Origin of the sequence: Ilumatobacter coccineus YM16-304, assembly GCF_000348785.1 — a bacterium.
Lineage (GTDB): Bacteria > Actinomycetota > Acidimicrobiia > Acidimicrobiales > Ilumatobacteraceae > Ilumatobacter_A > Ilumatobacter_A coccineus.
Map to the genome: position 1 here is coordinate 2,221,665 of NC_020520.1, position 16,194 is coordinate 2,237,858.

The following is a 16,194-nucleotide window of genomic DNA, read 5'->3' on the forward strand; positions in this document are numbered from 1 at the left end:
GATGACCGTCGAGGCTGCCACCGGAAACCGGATCGCCGCCGACGTCGGCGGCACGTTCACCGACGTCGTGCTCGAACGGCCCGACGGCACCTACGCCTCGACGAAGGTGCTCACCACGCATGACGCCCCCGAACGCGGAATCCTCGACGGGGTCACACAACTCATGACGAGCGAAGCCGTCGAGGTCGGCGACGTCGCGCAGTTCGTCCACGGCACGACGCTGGCGACCAACGCACTCATCGAACGGCGCGGCGCCAAGACCGCGTTCATCACCACCGAAGGATTCCGCGACGTCATCGAGACACGCACCGAGAGCCGGTTCGAGCAGTACGACCTCGACATCGTGCTGCCGACGCCGCTCATCGAGCGAAAAGACCGCTTCACCCTGTCGGAGCGCCGCAACGCTCGCGGCGAGGAACTGATCGCGCTCGCGGACGACGAGATGACAGCGATGGCCGCTCACATCGCCACCAGCGGCTACGAATCCGTGGCCGTCGGATTCATCCATTCCTACGTCGACGCAACGAACGAACAACGAATGCGAGCGGCGCTGCTCGACGCTGCCCCACAGCTCTCGGTGTCGATCAGCAGCGACGTGTCGCCCCAGATGCGCGAGTACGAGCGCTTCAACACCGTGTGCGCGAACGCGTACGTGCAGCCGCTCATGGCGTCTTACCTCGTGCGGCTTCGAGATCAACTCATCGAGCGCGGCATCTCGTGCCCGCTCTACCTCGTTCACTCGGGCGGCGGCCTCATGAGTGTCGAATCGGCAGCCGCCTTCCCGGTGCGCCTCGTGGAGTCGGGTCCTGCGGGTGGAGCGATCTTCGCCGCCGACCTCGCAGCTCGCTATGGCCGCGACCGCGTCGTGTCGTACGACATGGGCGGCACCACGGCGAAGATCACCCTCATCGAGGACTACCGCCCGCAGACGACCAAGACGTTCGAAGTCGACCGCACGGCCCGCTTCAAGAAGGGGAGTGGCATGCCGATCTCGATCCCCGTCATCGACATGATCGAGATCGGTGCCGGCGGTGGGTCGATCGCCAGCGTCGACCGACTCGGCCAGATCCGTATCGGCCCGCACAGTGCGGGCTCCGAACCAGGACCTGCCGCCTACTCCCTCGGCGGCGAACACGCCACCGTCACCGACGCCAACCTCGAACTCGGACGCCTCCACCCCGACACGTTCGGAGCGACCGACATCGACCTCTCACCCGAACTCGCCAGTCGCGCCCTGCTCACGTCCGTCGGAGCCCCGCTCGGGCTCGACGCGCCGACCGCCGCGGTCGGCATCGCCGAAGTCGTCGACGAGAACATGGCCAACGCGGCTCGTGCCCACGCCGTCGAGAACGGCAAGGACATGGCCGGGTACACGATGATCGCGTTCGGAGGCGGCGCACCGCTGCACGCCGCACGGCTGATGGACAAGCTCGGCCTCGACGAGCTCATCGTCCCACCCGGAGCCGGTGTCGGCTCGGCGATCGGGTTCCTCGTCGCACCCTTCTCGTACGAAGCGGTACGCAGCTTCTACACCACCACCGCCGACTTCGACGTCGACGGATCGAACGCCGTGCTCGCCGAACTCACCGACGAGGCCCTCGCCTTCGTTCGCCAGGGCACTTCTGCAGACGTCGTCGTCGAACGTCAGGTGTCGATGCGTTACGTGGGCCAGGGCTGGGAGATCCCGGTCACGCTCGACGAGCACGCTGCGTTCGACGACCGTGCCGCCGATCTCCTCACCCGACAATTCACCAAGGCATACGAGGTCTTCTTCGGACGGGCCATCGACGACCTCGCGATCGAAGCGGTCAGCTGGTCGGTGCGCGTGTCGTCGGTCGTACCGCGACGCCGGCCGACGGAGATAGCGGCGACCGGCACGCCCACTGCGAAGGAGTTCGCCAGCCGCGACGCGTACGACTCCGTGCTCGGCGAACGCACCCCCACGTCCACGCTCGACCGCGGCGACCTCGCGATCGGTGAGATGATCTGCGGACCGGCGATCATCTCCGAATCCCAGACGACCACCGTGCTGGGCGCGCACCACCGCTGCACGGTGCAACCGGACGGAACACTCCTCATCACCCGCACCGAACGACAGGAGGCAACATCATGACGATCGACCTCGACCTCGACCGGTCGCCGACGAGCGACACGGACGACATCGACAACGCATCGGCCCAGCGCCGCACGTTGCAGTACCAGGTGATGTGGAACCGCTTGGTCTCCGTCGTCGAAGAACAGGCGCTCACGCTCGTACGCACCGCGTTCAGCACCTCGGTCAGAGAAGCCGGCGACCTGTCGGCCGGCGTGTTCGACCCCCAGGGCCGCATGATCGCCCAAGCGGTCACCGGCACCCCCGGCCACGTCAACACCATGGCCGATGCCGTCCCGCACTTCATCGCCGACATCGGGCCCGACCGCATCTTCCCTGGCGACGTCTACATCACCAATGATCCGTGGAAGGGCACCGGCCACCTGCACGACATCACCGTGACGACGCCGGTGTTCCGCACGATCGACGGCGCCGAACGACTCATCGGGTTCTTCGCGTCGACCGCCCACGTGGTCGACATCGGCGGACGGGGATACGGCCCAGACGCCAGCGAGGTGTACGAGGAAGGCATCCGCATCCCGATCATGAAGTGGGTCGAACGAGGCGAACTGAACCACGACCTCGTTCAAATGGTGCGATGGAACGTGCGCGAAGCCGACCAGGTGATCGGCGACATCCACGGGCTCGGCGCCTCCAACGAGACCGGTCGACGCCGCCTGCTCGACATGCTCGACGAGTTCGAACTCGACGACCTCGAGTCGATCGCCGACTTCGTGTTCGAGAGCACATCGGGTGCCACGATCGACGCGATCGAGAGCGTCGCCAACGGCGTCTACACCAACGAGATGGTCGTCGACGGATACGGCGAACCGGTCACCCTGGCGGTGACGCTCACGGTGTCGGACGACGGCATGCACGCCGACTTCACCGGCACCTCACCGGTGTGCCCACTCGGCATCAACGTCCCGCTCGGCTACGCCCACGCCTACTTCACCTACGGGATGCTGGTCGCGATCGGCTCGGAGTTGCCGAACAACTACGCCTCGCTCTCACGGTTCACCGTGAGCGCCCCCGACAACGTGATCCTCAACGCGAAACACCCGCACCCGGTGTCGGTTCGCCACGTGCTCGGCCACTTCGTCACCGACCTGTGCCTCGGGGCCATCGCCCCGGCACTTCCCGACCGCGTGCCGGCCGAAGGTGCCGGCGCACTCTGGAACTTCCAGGCCAGTGCCCGATCCGCCGATCCCGACCACCAGCGCCCGCCGGTCGAACTGCTGATGTTCAACAGCGGCGGGACCGGGGCGAGGCCGGCACTCGACGGGTTGACGGCCACGGCGTTTCCATCCGGAGTCCGCACGATGTCGGTCGAGGCGACCGAGCAGGTCGGTCCGATCATCGTGTGGCGCAAGGAGATCAGACCCGACAGCGGCGGCGTCGGCGAACGCCGCGGTGGGCTCGGCCAGGTGATCGAGCTCGGCCCGACCGACGGCTACCAGTTCGACTTCTCCGCGATGTTCGACCGCATCGACCACCCTGCACGTGGACGCAACGGTGGCGGCGACGGTGCCCCCGGCAAGGTGTACCTCTCCGACGGCACCCCCTTCGAGGGCAAGGGCAAACAGGTGGTTCCCGCCGGCGCCCGCCTCGTGCTTGAACTGCCAGGTGGCGGTGGCTTCGGTGACCCTGCCGACCGCGACCCGGCCGCCGTGGCCAACGACCTGCTCCAGGGGTACGTCACGAGCCCCGAGACCGTCGGTCCCGACGGCACCTCCGCATGACCGAGCTCCGGTCGCACTACGACGTCGTCTGCGTCGGTGGAGCGATGATGGGCAGTTCGGTGGCCTACTTCCTCACGCAGAACCCCGACTTCGACGGCAGCGTGCTGGTGGTGGAGCCCGACTGGACCTACGACAACGCACAGACCACGCGAGCCCAGAACAGCATCCGCGAGCAGTTCACCAACGACCTGAACATCCGACTCAGCCGGTTCGGCATCGAGTTCATCGAGCACTTCCACGAGAACGTCCAGGTCGACGGTGTGTCCCCCGAACTCAACTTTCGCGGCACGGGCTACCTGTTCCTCGCCGACGACGAAGATCGCTACGCCCAACTCGAACGCGAATCGCTCGACCAACTCGCCGCCGGCGCCGAGGTGACGATGCTGCGCCCGGACGCGATCAGCGAGCGCTTCCCGTACATGGACGCCACCCAGGTCGTCGGCGCTCGCCTCGGCGGCATGCGCGAAGGATCGTTCGACGGGTGGGCGCTCTTCCAGGGCATCCGCCGACGGGCGATTCACGACGGTGCGACGTACGTGAAAGATCGGGTCGTCGACATCGACGTCGTCGACGGTCGAGTCAGGTCGGTGGTGCTCGCTTCGGGAGCGACCGTCGGTGCGGACTGGGTCGTCAACTCCGCCGGCTGTCGAGCGAAGCTCATCGCCGAGATGGTCGGACTCGAGCTGCCCGTCGAACCGCGTGCCCGCACGAGCTTCGTGTTCGACTGTCGCACACCGATCGACGCGATCGTGCCGCTCACGATCACACCGGCGGGTGTCCACTTCCGGCGCGAGCAGAATCACTACATGTGCGGCACCGCACCCGACGTCGACACCGCCGTCGACTACGACGATCTGCGAGCCCGCCACGACGAGTTCGAAGACAAGATCTGGCCGGTGCTGGCTCGCTACGTCCCGCAGTTCGACCAGGTCCACGTCGTCGCCTCGTGGGGCGGGCAGTACGACTACAACACCCTCGACCACAACCTGGTGATCGGGCCAGGCGGTGACGTCGAGAACTTTCTGTTCGTCAACGGCTTCTCCGGCCACGGCCTGCAACAGGGCCCAGCGGTCGGCCGAGGCGTGAGCGAGTGGATCACCTACGGCGAGTTCCGTGCGATCGACCTCAGACCACTCGGCTACGAGCGGATCGTCAGCGGCACACCGATACGTGAGGACGCGGTCATCTGATGACCGGAGGAGTGCGATGACCTCGCTGGCCGGTCGTCTCGCAGCGGTCGTCCCGTCGGCGTCGGCCTCGGTGAGCGCCGCGGCCCGGTCGCTGGCCGCAGCCGGTCACGACATCGTCGACCTCGGCCTCGGTGAACCCGACTTCGACACGCCGGCGCACATCGTCGCTGCAGCGGCCAGGGCGGCCGAGGCGGGCGACACCAGATATCCACCGACCGGCGGGACGCCGGCACTCAAAGCCGCCGTGATCGACAAGATGCGACGTGACCACGGAATCGATGTGGCGCCGGGCGAGGTCATCGTGTCGAACGGTGCGAAGCAGGTGATCTTCGACGCGTTGATGGCGACGCTCGAACCCCGCGACGAGGTGTTGTTGTGTGCGCCGTACTTCGGCTCGTACGAGAGCATGACGGCGCTCCTCGGCGGCACGACGGTCGCCGTCGACTGCCCGGAGCGCGACGGATTCGCACTCACCCCGGAGCGACTCGAGGAAGCGATCACCGAATGTTCACGATGGCTGATCCTGAATCACCCGTCGAACCCGACCGGCGTCGTGTACTCCCACGACGAGCTCAGGGCGTTCGGCGACGTGCTCGCCGAGCACCCGCAGGTGAGCGTGCTCTCCGACGAGATCTACGAACACATCATCTTCGACGAGCGGCGTTTCGTGTCGTTCTCCACCGCATGCCCGGAGCTGCGCGACCGCACGCTCGTGGTCAACGGCGTGTCGAAGGCGTACGCGATGACCGGCTGGCGAATCGGCTACGGGGTCGGACCGGCGCACCTCATCGCCGCGATGACCACCGTGCAGTCACAGATCACGTCGGGAGCGTGCTCCGTCGCCCAAGCGGCTGCGGTGGAAGCGCTGACCGGACCGCAGCAGCACATCGACGAGTTCCGCTCGGCGTTCGAACGACGCCGTGACCTCGTCGTCGATGCGATCGCCGACATCGACGAGCTCACCCTCGCGACACCCGGGGGAGCGTTCTACGCCTACCTCGGTTGCGCTCGCCTCATCGGAGCGACCACGTCGGCAGGCGAGGTGCTGGCCGACGACGTGGCGGTGGCGGCGTACCTGCTCGACAACGTCGGCGTGGCCACCGTGCCAGGAGCGGCGTACGGCCTGTCGCCCTACGTGCGCATCTCGACCGCATCGGCCGACAACGTGATCGCCGACGCCCTCACCCGCATCGCCACCGCCGCCGCCGACGTGCGTCATCCGGTGTCAGACACCGAATGACGGGGAGGGTCGGCCAGGACGATCGAAGCGCGTCATTCGGTGTCTGACACCGAATGACGGTGTCTGACACCGGATGACTGTTGGTGGTGTGAAAAGCAGAATGGCCCGGAGCCGAAGCTCCGGGCCATTCCGTTATTCAGGTGCTGAGCGAACTCAGCGAGGTGTTCTCAGATCAGAGAGCGCCGAAGACGGAGCCGATGACCTGGAGTTCACCGTTCTCGTCGAATTCGACGGTCAGGATCGAAGCAACCGAGGGCTCGCCTGCGTCGATGAAGTCGAGGTCACCCGACACACCGTCGTAGTCGATGTCGGTGCCGGCCTGCTGGAGCTCGAGGCACGCAGCGAACGTGGTGCACTTCTCGCCACCACGGGTCACTTCGTTGATCTCTGCGCCGACGGCAACGCCGTCGTCGCTTCCGGCAGCCTCAGCAGCGAGCGCCATGACGATGATCGCGTCGTAGGACTCGGCCGAGTACGAGAAGTCGATGAGTTCCGGGTCGGTCTCGAGGAGAGCGGCCTGGAAGTCAGCGAGCGCCGACACGTCGACACCCGGGAGGGTGCCCTTCATGCCTGCGACCACGGACGGGTCATCGAAGTTCGCAGCAAGGGCGTTGCCCATGTTGCCGTCGGTGCCGTAGATCTGGTCGGCAGAGATGCCGCCCTCGAACAGGCTGGTCAGGATCTTCGAGGTCTCCTCGAAGCCGATGACGACAACGGCGTCGGGAGCCGCAGCGATGATCGCTCCGACTTCGGCGTCGAAGTTCTCAGCCTTCGGATCGTAGATCTGCTCCGAGACGACTTCGCCGCCCTGGTCGGTGTACGGGCCCTTCGAGAATTCGAGGAGACCGAGGCCGTAGGCGTCGTTGAGGACGAGGTAGCCGACCGTGGCTGCGCCGTCGGCGATCATGATGTCGGCGAGCGCCGCACCCTGGATCACGTCGGACGGAGCGGTACGGAAGTACAGATCGTTGTCGTCGTAGTCGGTGAAGTTCGGTGACGTGTTGGCGGGCGAGAAGTGAATCTTGCCAGCCTGGGTGATCTTGTCGATGACGGTGAACGACACACCGGAGCTCGCGGCACCGATGAATGCGTCGACGTCTTCGGCGAGCAGACGGTCGACCGTGGCGTTGGCCACTTCACCGTTGTCGCCCGAGTCACCCGGGAGGTACTCGACGTCGTTTCCGAGGACACCGCCAGCGGCGTTGATCTCGGCGACGGCGAGGTTCACGCCCGCGATCTCCGGTGGGCCGAGGAAGGCGAGGTTGCCGGTCTCGGGAAGGATGCCGCCGATGCGGAGGACGCCGTCGCCCGAGCCTGCTGCAGCTTCTTCTTCTGCAGGAGCCTCTTCTTCCATGGCTTCTTCTTCCATGGCTTCTTCTTCGGCCGGAGCCTCTTCTTCCATGGCTTCTTCTTCCATGGCTTCTTCTTCGGCGGGTGCCTCTTCCTCAGCCGGCTCCTCAGCGGGTGCCTCGGCTTCGGTCGTCGGCGTCTCCTCGGCGGGCTCGTCATCGCTGCCACAAGCGGCTGCGGTGAGCGAGAGACCGACGAGCAGCGCGCCAACGCGCTTCACGCGTGCTTTCTGCATGTTGTTTTTCTCCCCCTATCAAGGTGGTGGCGGGATTGCCTCCACGTATCAGGTGAACCGAATACTACGCATCGAAAGCAGGCCACGCCACGCACTACGGTCAGTTCATGGATTCGACCAATTCCGACAATGTCCGCGAAACCGGAGCCGGTCAGGCGCAAACCGGGACCTCCGATGCCGATTCGCGCACCGAAGTGCGCTATGAGGTGGTCGATCACGTCGCCTGGATCACGCTCGATGCCCCGGAACGGATGAACACGATCTCGTCGACGATGCTCCGCGACATCAGCGCCCGCATGCTCGACGCCGACCGCGATCGCGACGTTCGCTGCATCGTGCTCACGGGCGAAGGGCGGGCATTCTGCGCTGGGCTCGACATGCAGGCGCAGATGGCCGGTCCGAAGGGCGGGCTCGGAAACCTCGGCAGTGTCGAAGCGACGCCCGGTGAGTTCGAGCTGCGCGATGCCCCGCCGATCGTGATGCACGCACTCGACACACCGACGATCTGCGCCCTCAACGGTGGTGCGGCGGGTTACGGCCTCGACCTCGCCCTCAACTGCGACATCCGCATCGCTGCCGACACCGCCAAACTGGCGCCCGGTTTCGCCAAGCGCGGCATCCTTCCCGAGAGCGGCGGCACGTGGCTGCTGCCGCGCATGGTCGGCTACGCCCGCGCCGCCGAGATCGCGTTCACCGGTCGCACCCTGCTCGCCGACGAAGCGCTCGAGCTGGGCCTCGTCAACCACGTGGTGCCGGCATCCGAGCTCGTCAAGCGGGCGGAGGAGATGGCCGCCGAGATCGCCGCCAACGCTCCGCTCGCCGTCCGGGCGATCAAGCGGATGATGCGCGCCGCCGAGACCGAGACGTTCGAGCAGAACGTCCATCACGTCTTCCTGCAACTGCTCCCGCTGCTCAAGACCGACGACTTCACCGAAGGCGTCACGGCGTTCATGGAGAAGCGACAGCCCGAGTTCACCGGGCGCTGATGCCGACGCCCGAACACGTCTCGCTGCTCGACGGCCTGGCGACGACCAGGGCCATACGCCGCTACACCGATGAACCGGTCGCCGCCGACGACCTGCGCAGCATCCTCTGGTACGCGGGTCGGGCCCCGTCCGGGTCCAATCGACAGCGATTTCGGTTCCTCGCGCTCACCGACGGGCCGGGAGCGACCGCGGCGAAGTCGATCCTCGGCGCGGCGTTCCGGAAGGGTTGGAACGCGAAGCGCGAGGGCGACGGCTACAAGCCGAGCCGCTTCGCCGACTCGATGCAGGCGTACGTCGACGGGTTCGAGCAGATTCCCGTCGTCGTGCTCGTCTGCCTCGACCGGTACCGCGAACCAGACCTCCACGAAGGAGCGTCGGTCTACCCGGCGTGCCAGAACCTGTTGCTCGCCGCCCGCGCACACGGCTACGGCGGTGCGCTCACGATGTGGCACCTCATGGTCGAAGACGAACTGCGAGACACGCTCGACATCCAGGAGCACGTGGCGCTGTCGGCGTGCATCACACTCGGGGTGCCGGCGGGGCGCCACGGACCGCTGAAACGCAAGCCGGTACGCGAGGTCACCTACGTCGACCGCTGGGGAGCGCACCCTGACTGGGACGATCCGGTCACGGGCGACCAGTTGCGATCATGACGGCGGCGACGCTGGTCGCCGGTGTCGATTCGTCGACCCAGTCGACCAAGGTCGAGGTGCGGGATCTCGTGACCGGAGCCGTCGTCGCGTCCGGGTCGGCACCACACCCCGTCGTGACCCCACCGTGCAGCGAGCAGGATCCACGCTCGTGGTTCGCCGCGTTCGAGGCGGCATGGGCGCAGGCCGGGTCTCCGCAGGTCGCAGCGATCAGCGTCGGCGGGCAGCAGCACGGGATGGTGGTGCTCGACGCCGACGACCAACCGGTGTGTCGGGCGAAGCTCTGGAACGACACCGAGTCGAGCGACGACGCCGCCTGGTTGATCGATCAGCTCGGCTCGCCGGCGACGTGGGCCGACGCGGTGGGCAGCGTGCCGGTCGCGGCCTTCACCATCACCAAACTCTCGTGGCTGCACCGAACACACCCCGACGCGTGGCGGCGACTCGCCCGTGTCGTGTTGCCGCACGACTACCTCACCCACCGCCTGACCGGCGGATTCACGACCGACCGGGGCGATGCATCGGGCACCGGCTACTGGTCGCCGGCCACCGAGTCGTACCGATGGGACCTGCTCGACCTCGTCGACGCCGACGTGGCGTGGCCCGAGGTCGTTCCCGAGGTGCTCGGGTCGATGGACCGCGCTGGCCTGTGGAACGGCGCCGTCGTGGCGCCGGGGAGCGGCGACAACATGGCGGCAGCACTCGGCGTCGGACTCGGCCCCGGCGATGCCGTCATGTCGTTCGGTACGTCGGGCGCGGTCTTCGCCACGAGCTCCACACCCGCGGCCGATCCGTCGGGAGCCGTGGCGGGGTTCGCCGACGCGACCGGTCGGTACCTGCCGCTCGTGTGCACGTCGAACGCCACGAAGGTGCTCGACGCCGTCCGCCGACTCCTCGGCGTCGACCACGCCGAGTTCGACGACCTCGCGCTCGCCGCCGAACCGGGTGGTCCGATCGTGCTGCCGTACTTCGATGGCGAACGCACGCCGTACCGCCCCGAGGCGACCGGCATGATCGACGGGATGCGCACCGACGTCTCGCGCGCCCAGTTCGCCCGCGCCGCCGTCGACGGTGTGGTCTGCGGGCTGCTCGACGGACTCGACGCACTGCAGGCACACGCTGCGCTCGACGGGCGACTCGTGCTCGTCGGTGGCGGAGCGAAGTCTCGAGCGGTGCAGCGGGTCGTGGCCGGGCTCACGGCGATGGACGTCGTGGTGAGCGATGCCGAACAGGCGGTGGCGACCGGGGCTGCCGTGCAGGCCGCAGCGGTGCTCGAACAGTGCGATCACCGCGCGATCCAGCAGCGATGGGGTCTGGGCGAGGGCACGGTGATCAGCGGCGTCGACGGTGGCGACGTGCGACTTCGATACGCGACACTTCGAGACCGATGACCGACCCGTTCCGCGAACTCGGCCTCGATCGGTCGGCGACGGCCGACGACGTTCGGCGCGCCCGCCGGCAAATGGCGAAGCACGTCCATCCCGACGCGGGCGGGAAACGCTCCGAGATGCAGGCGCTCAATGCGGCGGCCGCAGCGGCGCTCGTGCAGATCGCCGACGGCGAGCGCGCCGGCGCTCGCACCGAGGCGTCAGACCCGACACCGCCGGGTACCGGCAACGATCACCACGGCGACCCGACCGACGCCCCGACCGACTGGCAGCGCGACTGGTCGGGGCAGCGCATCGACACGCCGTCGTTCACGGTCGAGGCGCTGCCGGTCGAGACGTTCGAAGCGCTGCTGCTCGCCGCGGCGGAGCTCGGAGAGGTCGAGGACGACGATCCTCCCTACGGGCTCAGCGTCCTGCTCGGCGAACCGCTCGTGAGCTGGTGTCGACTCGACGTCGTGCCCGACGCCGGTGCGTCGACGGTGAGCGTGGCGATCGCTCGCGCTGGTGCGGAGCCGTTGCCGCCGATCGAAGCGGTTCGCAACGCCTGGGTCGCAACGCTCAACGGGCTCGACTGGTCCGACCTCTGAACGTCGCGACGCTGCTCCATCAGGGGCGGGGAGCGGCGGCCTTGGTGAGTCGATCGATGATCGCGTGTCCGAGCCCGCTCGCCGCTGGAAGCACGGCGATGAGCACCCTCACCCCGTCGGCGTCGGCACGCCGGAGTTCGTGGTAGAGGTCGCGTGCGTACCGGGCGAGATCGTCGGTGTGGTCGAGGATCCTGCTGCCCGTGGTTCCAGCCGCGAGCGCGGCCGCATCGTCGGGGGAGTCGACGAGGCGTACCTGGCAGTTCGGTGCATAGTGCGACGCCAGCATCCCGCTGGCCCGAGCCGGGCCTGACGCTCCCTCGACATCCGATCCGATGATGTCAGCGACCTGCTCGGTGGTGATCGCCCCGGCCCGCAACACCTGCGGCGGATCGACGGTGCAGTCGATGATGGTGCTCTCGACGCCGACCTCGCAGGCTCCGCCGTCGAGGACGAGGTCGCGGCCATCGACGAGGTGCTCGCCCAGATCGTCGAGCACGTGCTGTGCGGTCGTCGGACTCACCGCACCGAAGCGGTTCGCCGACGGGGCTGCCACCGGCACGCCGGCTGCGGCGATCAGCCGCTGGGCCATCGGATGCGCCGGTACGCGGATCCCGACGGTGTCTCGACCGCCGGCCACCTCGGCGGGCAGATGGTCGCTGCGCGGCACGATGATCGTGACGGGGCCGGGCCACATCGCTGCGCCGAGGGCACATGCGGCGGGCGACGCGTCTGGCGCCCAGCGCAGCAGGTCGTCGGGCGACGCGAGGTGAACGATCAACGGGTGATCGCTCGGCCGGCCCTTCGTCGAGAAGATGCGAGCGATCGCAGCGGGGTCGGTCGCATCGGCGGCGAGTCCGTACACGGTCTCGGTCGGCATGGCGACGAGGCCGCCGGAGCGCAGCGCAGCGGCGGCGAGTTCGATGTCGTCGGTCAGCATGAGCGAAACGAGGTGGGAAGCGGCCGGGTGGACGTGATGGTCAGGCGGCGCCGACGAACTCGAGTGCCGCGTCGAAGAATCCGAACGATTCGGTCGTGGCGAAGTGATCGGTCTTGGGCAGGGTGACGCAGCGCCCGTCGGGGAACGCGGCGGCGAGTTCGTCACCCGGCGCGGCAAAGTCGTCGGCGCCGATCACCACCAGCACGGGGCAGGTGATCGCGGTCAGCGTGTCACGGCTGATCTCGGTGCCGGCTGGGCGGCGCATGACCGCGGCGAGTGCTTCGAGGTCGTTGCCGGGCTGTTGCGCGTACTGGGCGAACAGGCGCGCCGATTGGTCGAGCGTCGCCGGGTCGGCTCCGGCGATGAGCGCGTCGAGACCTTCGGAGATCTGCTGGGCTCCGCTGTGGTCACGGTCGAAGATGTTGCGTCCGACGCCCGCGAGCACGAGCCGCTCGAAACGATGTGGATGAGCGATGGCCGTCCGGATCAACGTCATCGCTCCGAGCGAGAAGCCGATCGCCGCGACGGTCTCGTCGCCGGGCGGGAGGGCCTCGACCAGACGCTCGGTCAGGTCGGCGTAGGCGTCGGGATCGTGTGGCTTGGGAGCCGTGCCGTGCCCGAGCATGTCGACGCCGATCACGTCCTTGCCGCCGTCTTCGAGCAGTGCGGTGAACCCGTTGCGCTGCCAGGTCGCTTCGAATGATCCGGCCCAGCCGTGTACGAGCATCACCTTCGTCATGCCGTCAGGGTAGAGCGCGGTGCGAAGCGAACATGATCTGGCCGTGGCGGCCCGTTATCATCTGGGCGCCTTTCGCAACGTCGGTGGCCCGCTTCGGGGCTGGCGACGAACCCGCCGGAGGCGGAGAAGAAAAATGCGCATGCTGCACTCGAATCCCGGCTACGACCTGACGTACAACGACGTCTTCATGGTCCCGAGCCTGTCGGATGTTCCATCGAGGATGGATGTCGACCTCACCACGCCCGACGGGATCGGCACGACGATTCCCCTGGTCGTGGCCAACATGACGGCAGTCGCCGGTCGTCGGATGGCCGAGACGGTGGCTCGGCGCGGTGGCATCGCGATCCTGCCGCAAGACATCCCGCTCGATGTCGTCGAGCAGGTGATCGCCTCGGTCAAACGTGCCCACCCGGTGTTCGACACGCCGATCCAGCTCACCCCCGACGCCACGATCGGCGATGCGCTGAGCCTCATCCACAAGCGTGCCCACGGCGCGGTGGTCGTCGTCGACGACGGCGTTCCGGTCGGCGTGTTCACCGAGAAGGACGCCGAAGGGTTCGATCGCTTCACGCAGTTGCAGCACGTGATGTCGACGAAGCTGCACATCCTGTCGCCCGACGTCGACGCCGAGACGGCCCACGCCGAGCTCGGCAAGCGCCGGTTGCACGTCGCCCCGGTGGTGGGCGACGACGAACGACTGCTCGGCGTCATCACCCGCAAGGGGGCGTTGCGCTCGACGATCTACAAACCGGCGCTCGACGCCGACGGACGTCTGATGGTCGGCGTGGCGGTCGGAATCAACGGGGAGCCGGGGCAGCGGGCCGAGCGTCTCGCCTGGATGGGCGCCGACGTGCTGGTGATCGACACGGCGCACGGCCACCAGACGCGGACGCTGTCGGCGATCGAAGCGGTTCGTGCCGCCGTCCCCGACGTGAAGATCGTGGCGGGCAACGTCGTCACCAAGGACGGCACGCGTCAGTTGATCGAAGCGGGAGCCGACATCGTCAAGGTCGGCGTCGGACCCGGCGCGATGTGCACCACCCGCATGATGACCGGCGTCGGACGACCGCAGTTCTCGGCGGTCGTCGACTGCGCCGAGGAGGCGGCGCGTCTCGGCGGGCACATCTGGGCCGACGGTGGCGTCCGGTTCCCGCGCGACGTGGCGTTGGCATTGGCCGGGGGAGCGGCGAGCGTGATGCTCGGCTCGTGGTTGGCCGGTACGTACGAGTCGGCTGCCGACACGCTGCGCGATCCCGACGGACGCCTGTACAAGGAGAGTTTCGGGATGGCGTCGAATCGGGCGGTCAAGAACCGCACGCGTGAGGAGTCGGAGTTCGATCGGGCGCGCAAGGAGCTCTTCGAGGAGGGGATCAGCACGTCGCGGATGTACGTCGATCCGGAGCGACCGGGTGTCGAAGACATCATCGACCAGATCGTCGCCGGGTTGCGCTCGTCGTGCACCTATGCCGGTGCCGACTCGGTGCCGGCCTTCCACGAACGTGCCGTGGTGGGCGTGCAGGGCGCCGCCGGCTACGACGAAGGTCGTCCGCTCGGGGTGAGCTGGTGAACGGCGCACTCGTCATCGCGATCGATGGTCCGGCGGGTGCCGGCAAGTCGACGGTCGGGCGTGCGGTCGCGTCGCAGCTCGACCTCGAGTATCTCGACACGGGGGCCATGTACCGGGCGGTCACGTTCGCCGTGCTACGGCGCGGCGTCGATCCACATGCGACCGACGAGGTCGCTCGCGTGGCCGAGGCGATCGATCTGGTGATCGACGACGACGGCGTGTTCGTCGACGGTGTCGATGCCACGGTCGACATCCGCGGCCGCGAGGTGACGGGATCGGTGAGTGCGGTGGCGGCCAACAGTGCCGTGCGCAGCGAGATGGTCGACCGTCAACGGTCGTGGGTACTCGAGCACGGTGGCGGTGTGATCGAAGGGCGTGACATCGGGTCGGTCGTGTTCCCCGACGCCGACCTCAAGCTGTTCGTCACGGCCTCGCCACGGATTCGGGCGGAGCGTCGTGTCGCGGAGATCGGCGGCGACGTCGACGAGGTCGAGGCATCGATCATCGAACGCGATCGCAAGGACTCCACCCGCTCCGACAGTCCGCTGCTCGAAGCCGATGGGTCGACCACGGTCGACACGACCGGGATGTCGATCGACGAGGTCGTTGCTCACATCCTCACGATGCTGCCGGCGGAGGGTGCTGACGATCGGTCGACCGTGCGATGAGTCGGGTGAAGACCGGCTTCGTCGGCATGGACCGGTGGAGCATCGTGCTCTATCGCGTCGTGCGGTTCATCGTGTGCGGTGCGACGCGCGTGTACACGCGGATGTCGATCGACGGTCGTGACCGGCTCCCCGAGACGGGTGGGTACATCTTCGCTCCGGTGCATCGCAGCTACATCGACACGCCGATCTCGGGGTACGTGTCGAAGCGGCGGATGCGGTTCATGGGCAAGGACACGATGTGGAAGTACGAGCGGCTGGGCAAGCTGTTCTCGGCGTTGGGTGCGTTTCCGGTGAGTCGTGGAACGACCGATCGTGAGGCATTGAAGCGCTGTGTCGAGGTGTTGAGAGACGGCGAACCGCTGGTGCTGTATCCCGAGGGGGAACGCAAGGACGGTCCGGTCATCCAGCCGTTGTTCGACGGGGCGACGTTCGTGGCGGCGAAGGCGGGGGTGCCGATCTATCCGATCGGGATCGGCGGCTCGGCGAAAGTGATGCCGCGGCACGCGAAGTTCGTGTTTCCGCACAAGGTGCACGTCATCGTCGGTGAGCCGATCGTGGTGGAGACGAACGACAAGGGCCGCGCGTCTCGCGAGATGCTGCGCGATGCGACCGAACGCCTCCACACCGAACTCCAACGCCTCTTCGACGAAGCCCAGGCCGTCGCCGGTTGAGACCATGGCGGCCGTCGCCGGTTGAGACCATGGCGGCCGTCGCCGGTTGAGAATTGTCGGGACCAAAGTTGGTTACATCGCTCCGGGAGCAACGTAACCAGGTTGAGGATTGTCCGGACCAGAGTTGGTTACGTCGCTCCGGGAGCAACGTC

The 16,194-nt window shown here is 67.5% G+C and carries 14 protein-coding genes; 11 read left to right on the forward strand and 3 right to left on the reverse strand.

The features are described 5' to 3' along the window. Position 1: 1 nt before the first annotated feature. Genes YM304_RS10010 through YM304_RS10025 form a run of 4 tightly spaced genes read left to right on the forward strand, consistent with a single transcriptional unit; the run spans position 2 to position 6,264 of the window. Positions 2–2,113: a hydantoinase/oxoprolinase family protein gene (locus YM304_RS10010; RefSeq protein ID WP_015441564.1), complete on the forward strand. Its 2,112-nt coding sequence runs from the start codon at positions 2–4 to the stop codon at positions 2,111–2,113. Beyond that, positions 2,110–3,834 carry a hydantoinase B/oxoprolinase family protein gene (locus YM304_RS10015; protein WP_015441565.1) on the forward strand — a complete coding sequence of 575 codons (1,725 nt, stop codon included), beginning with the start codon at positions 2,110–2,112 and terminating at the stop codon, positions 3,832–3,834. The genes YM304_RS10010 and YM304_RS10015 overlap by 4 nt, the downstream gene beginning before the upstream one ends. Beyond that, entirely contained in the window at positions 3,831–5,024 is a 1,194-nt protein-coding gene (locus YM304_RS10020; protein WP_015441566.1) for an NAD(P)/FAD-dependent oxidoreductase, read from the forward strand. Before YM304_RS10015 ends, YM304_RS10020 begins: the two co-directional genes overlap by 4 nt. Before the next feature lie 16 nt (positions 5,025–5,040). Beyond that, positions 5,041–6,264 carry a pyridoxal phosphate-dependent aminotransferase gene (locus YM304_RS10025; RefSeq protein WP_015441567.1) on the forward strand — a complete coding sequence of 408 codons (1,224 nt, stop codon included), beginning with the start codon at positions 5,041–5,043 and terminating at the stop codon, positions 6,262–6,264. Positions 6,265–6,436: 172 nt separating this feature from the next. Here the strand turns inward: YM304_RS10025 and YM304_RS10030 are convergent, their stop codons facing one another. Then, positions 6,437–7,849 carry an ABC transporter substrate-binding protein gene (locus YM304_RS10030; protein ID WP_154723396.1) on the reverse strand — a complete coding sequence of 471 codons (1,413 nt, stop codon included), beginning with the start codon at positions 7,847–7,849 and terminating at the stop codon, positions 6,437–6,439. A gap of 107 nt (positions 7,850–7,956) precedes the next feature. On the opposite strand from YM304_RS10030, the gene YM304_RS10035 reads away from it, so the two are divergent. Genes YM304_RS10035 through YM304_RS10050 form a run of 4 tightly spaced genes read left to right on the forward strand, consistent with a single transcriptional unit; the run spans position 7,957 to position 11,460 of the window. Then, positions 7,957–8,835, forward strand: a complete 879-nt coding sequence (locus YM304_RS10035) for an enoyl-CoA hydratase/isomerase family protein (protein WP_015441569.1) — start codon at positions 7,957–7,959, stop codon at positions 8,833–8,835. After that, positions 8,835–9,488, forward strand: coding sequence for a nitroreductase family protein (locus YM304_RS10040; protein ID WP_015441570.1), 654 nt, complete (start codon positions 8,835–8,837; stop codon positions 9,486–9,488). The genes YM304_RS10035 and YM304_RS10040 overlap by 1 nt, the downstream gene beginning before the upstream one ends. Then, the gene (gene xylB / locus YM304_RS10045; protein ID WP_015441571.1) at positions 9,485–10,876 is read left to right on the forward strand and encodes a xylulokinase; all 1,392 of its coding nucleotides are present in this window, start codon (positions 9,485–9,487) and stop codon (positions 10,874–10,876) included. The genes YM304_RS10040 and xylB overlap by 4 nt, the downstream gene beginning before the upstream one ends. Continuing rightward, on the forward strand, positions 10,873–11,460 hold the full coding sequence (locus YM304_RS10050) for a J domain-containing protein (RefSeq protein ID WP_015441572.1): 588 nt from the start codon (positions 10,873–10,875) through the stop codon (positions 11,458–11,460). Before xylB ends, YM304_RS10050 begins: the two co-directional genes overlap by 4 nt. A 19-nt stretch (positions 11,461–11,479) precedes the next feature. Here the strand turns inward: YM304_RS10050 and YM304_RS10055 are convergent, their stop codons facing one another. Together YM304_RS10055 and YM304_RS10060 are read right to left on the reverse strand one after the other, a co-directional pair. After that, a complete protein-coding gene (locus tag YM304_RS10055; RefSeq protein WP_015441573.1) occupies positions 11,480–12,397 on the reverse strand; it encodes an L-threonylcarbamoyladenylate synthase in 918 nt (305 codons plus the stop codon). 40 nt (positions 12,398–12,437) lie between these two features. Beyond that, a complete protein-coding gene (locus YM304_RS10060; protein ID WP_015441574.1) occupies positions 12,438–13,136 on the reverse strand; it encodes an alpha/beta fold hydrolase in 699 nt (232 codons plus the stop codon). A gap of 133 nt (positions 13,137–13,269) precedes the next feature. Between YM304_RS10060 and YM304_RS10065 the strand changes: the two genes are divergently transcribed. Genes YM304_RS10065 through YM304_RS22375 form a run of 3 tightly spaced genes read left to right on the forward strand, consistent with a single transcriptional unit; the run spans position 13,270 to position 16,042 of the window. After that, entirely contained in the window at positions 13,270–14,703 is a 1,434-nt protein-coding gene (locus tag YM304_RS10065) for a GuaB1 family IMP dehydrogenase-related protein (protein ID WP_015441575.1), read from the forward strand. Next, a complete protein-coding gene (cmk, locus tag YM304_RS10070) occupies positions 14,700–15,371 on the forward strand; it encodes a (d)CMP kinase (RefSeq protein ID WP_015441576.1) in 672 nt (223 codons plus the stop codon). Before YM304_RS10065 ends, cmk begins: the two co-directional genes overlap by 4 nt. Next, complete coding sequence (locus YM304_RS22375) at positions 15,368–16,042, forward strand: lysophospholipid acyltransferase family protein (RefSeq protein ID WP_015441577.1); 675 nt, start codon at positions 15,368–15,370, stop codon at positions 16,040–16,042. The genes cmk and YM304_RS22375 overlap by 4 nt, the downstream gene beginning before the upstream one ends. The last annotated feature ends 152 nt before the right edge of the window (positions 16,043–16,194 follow it).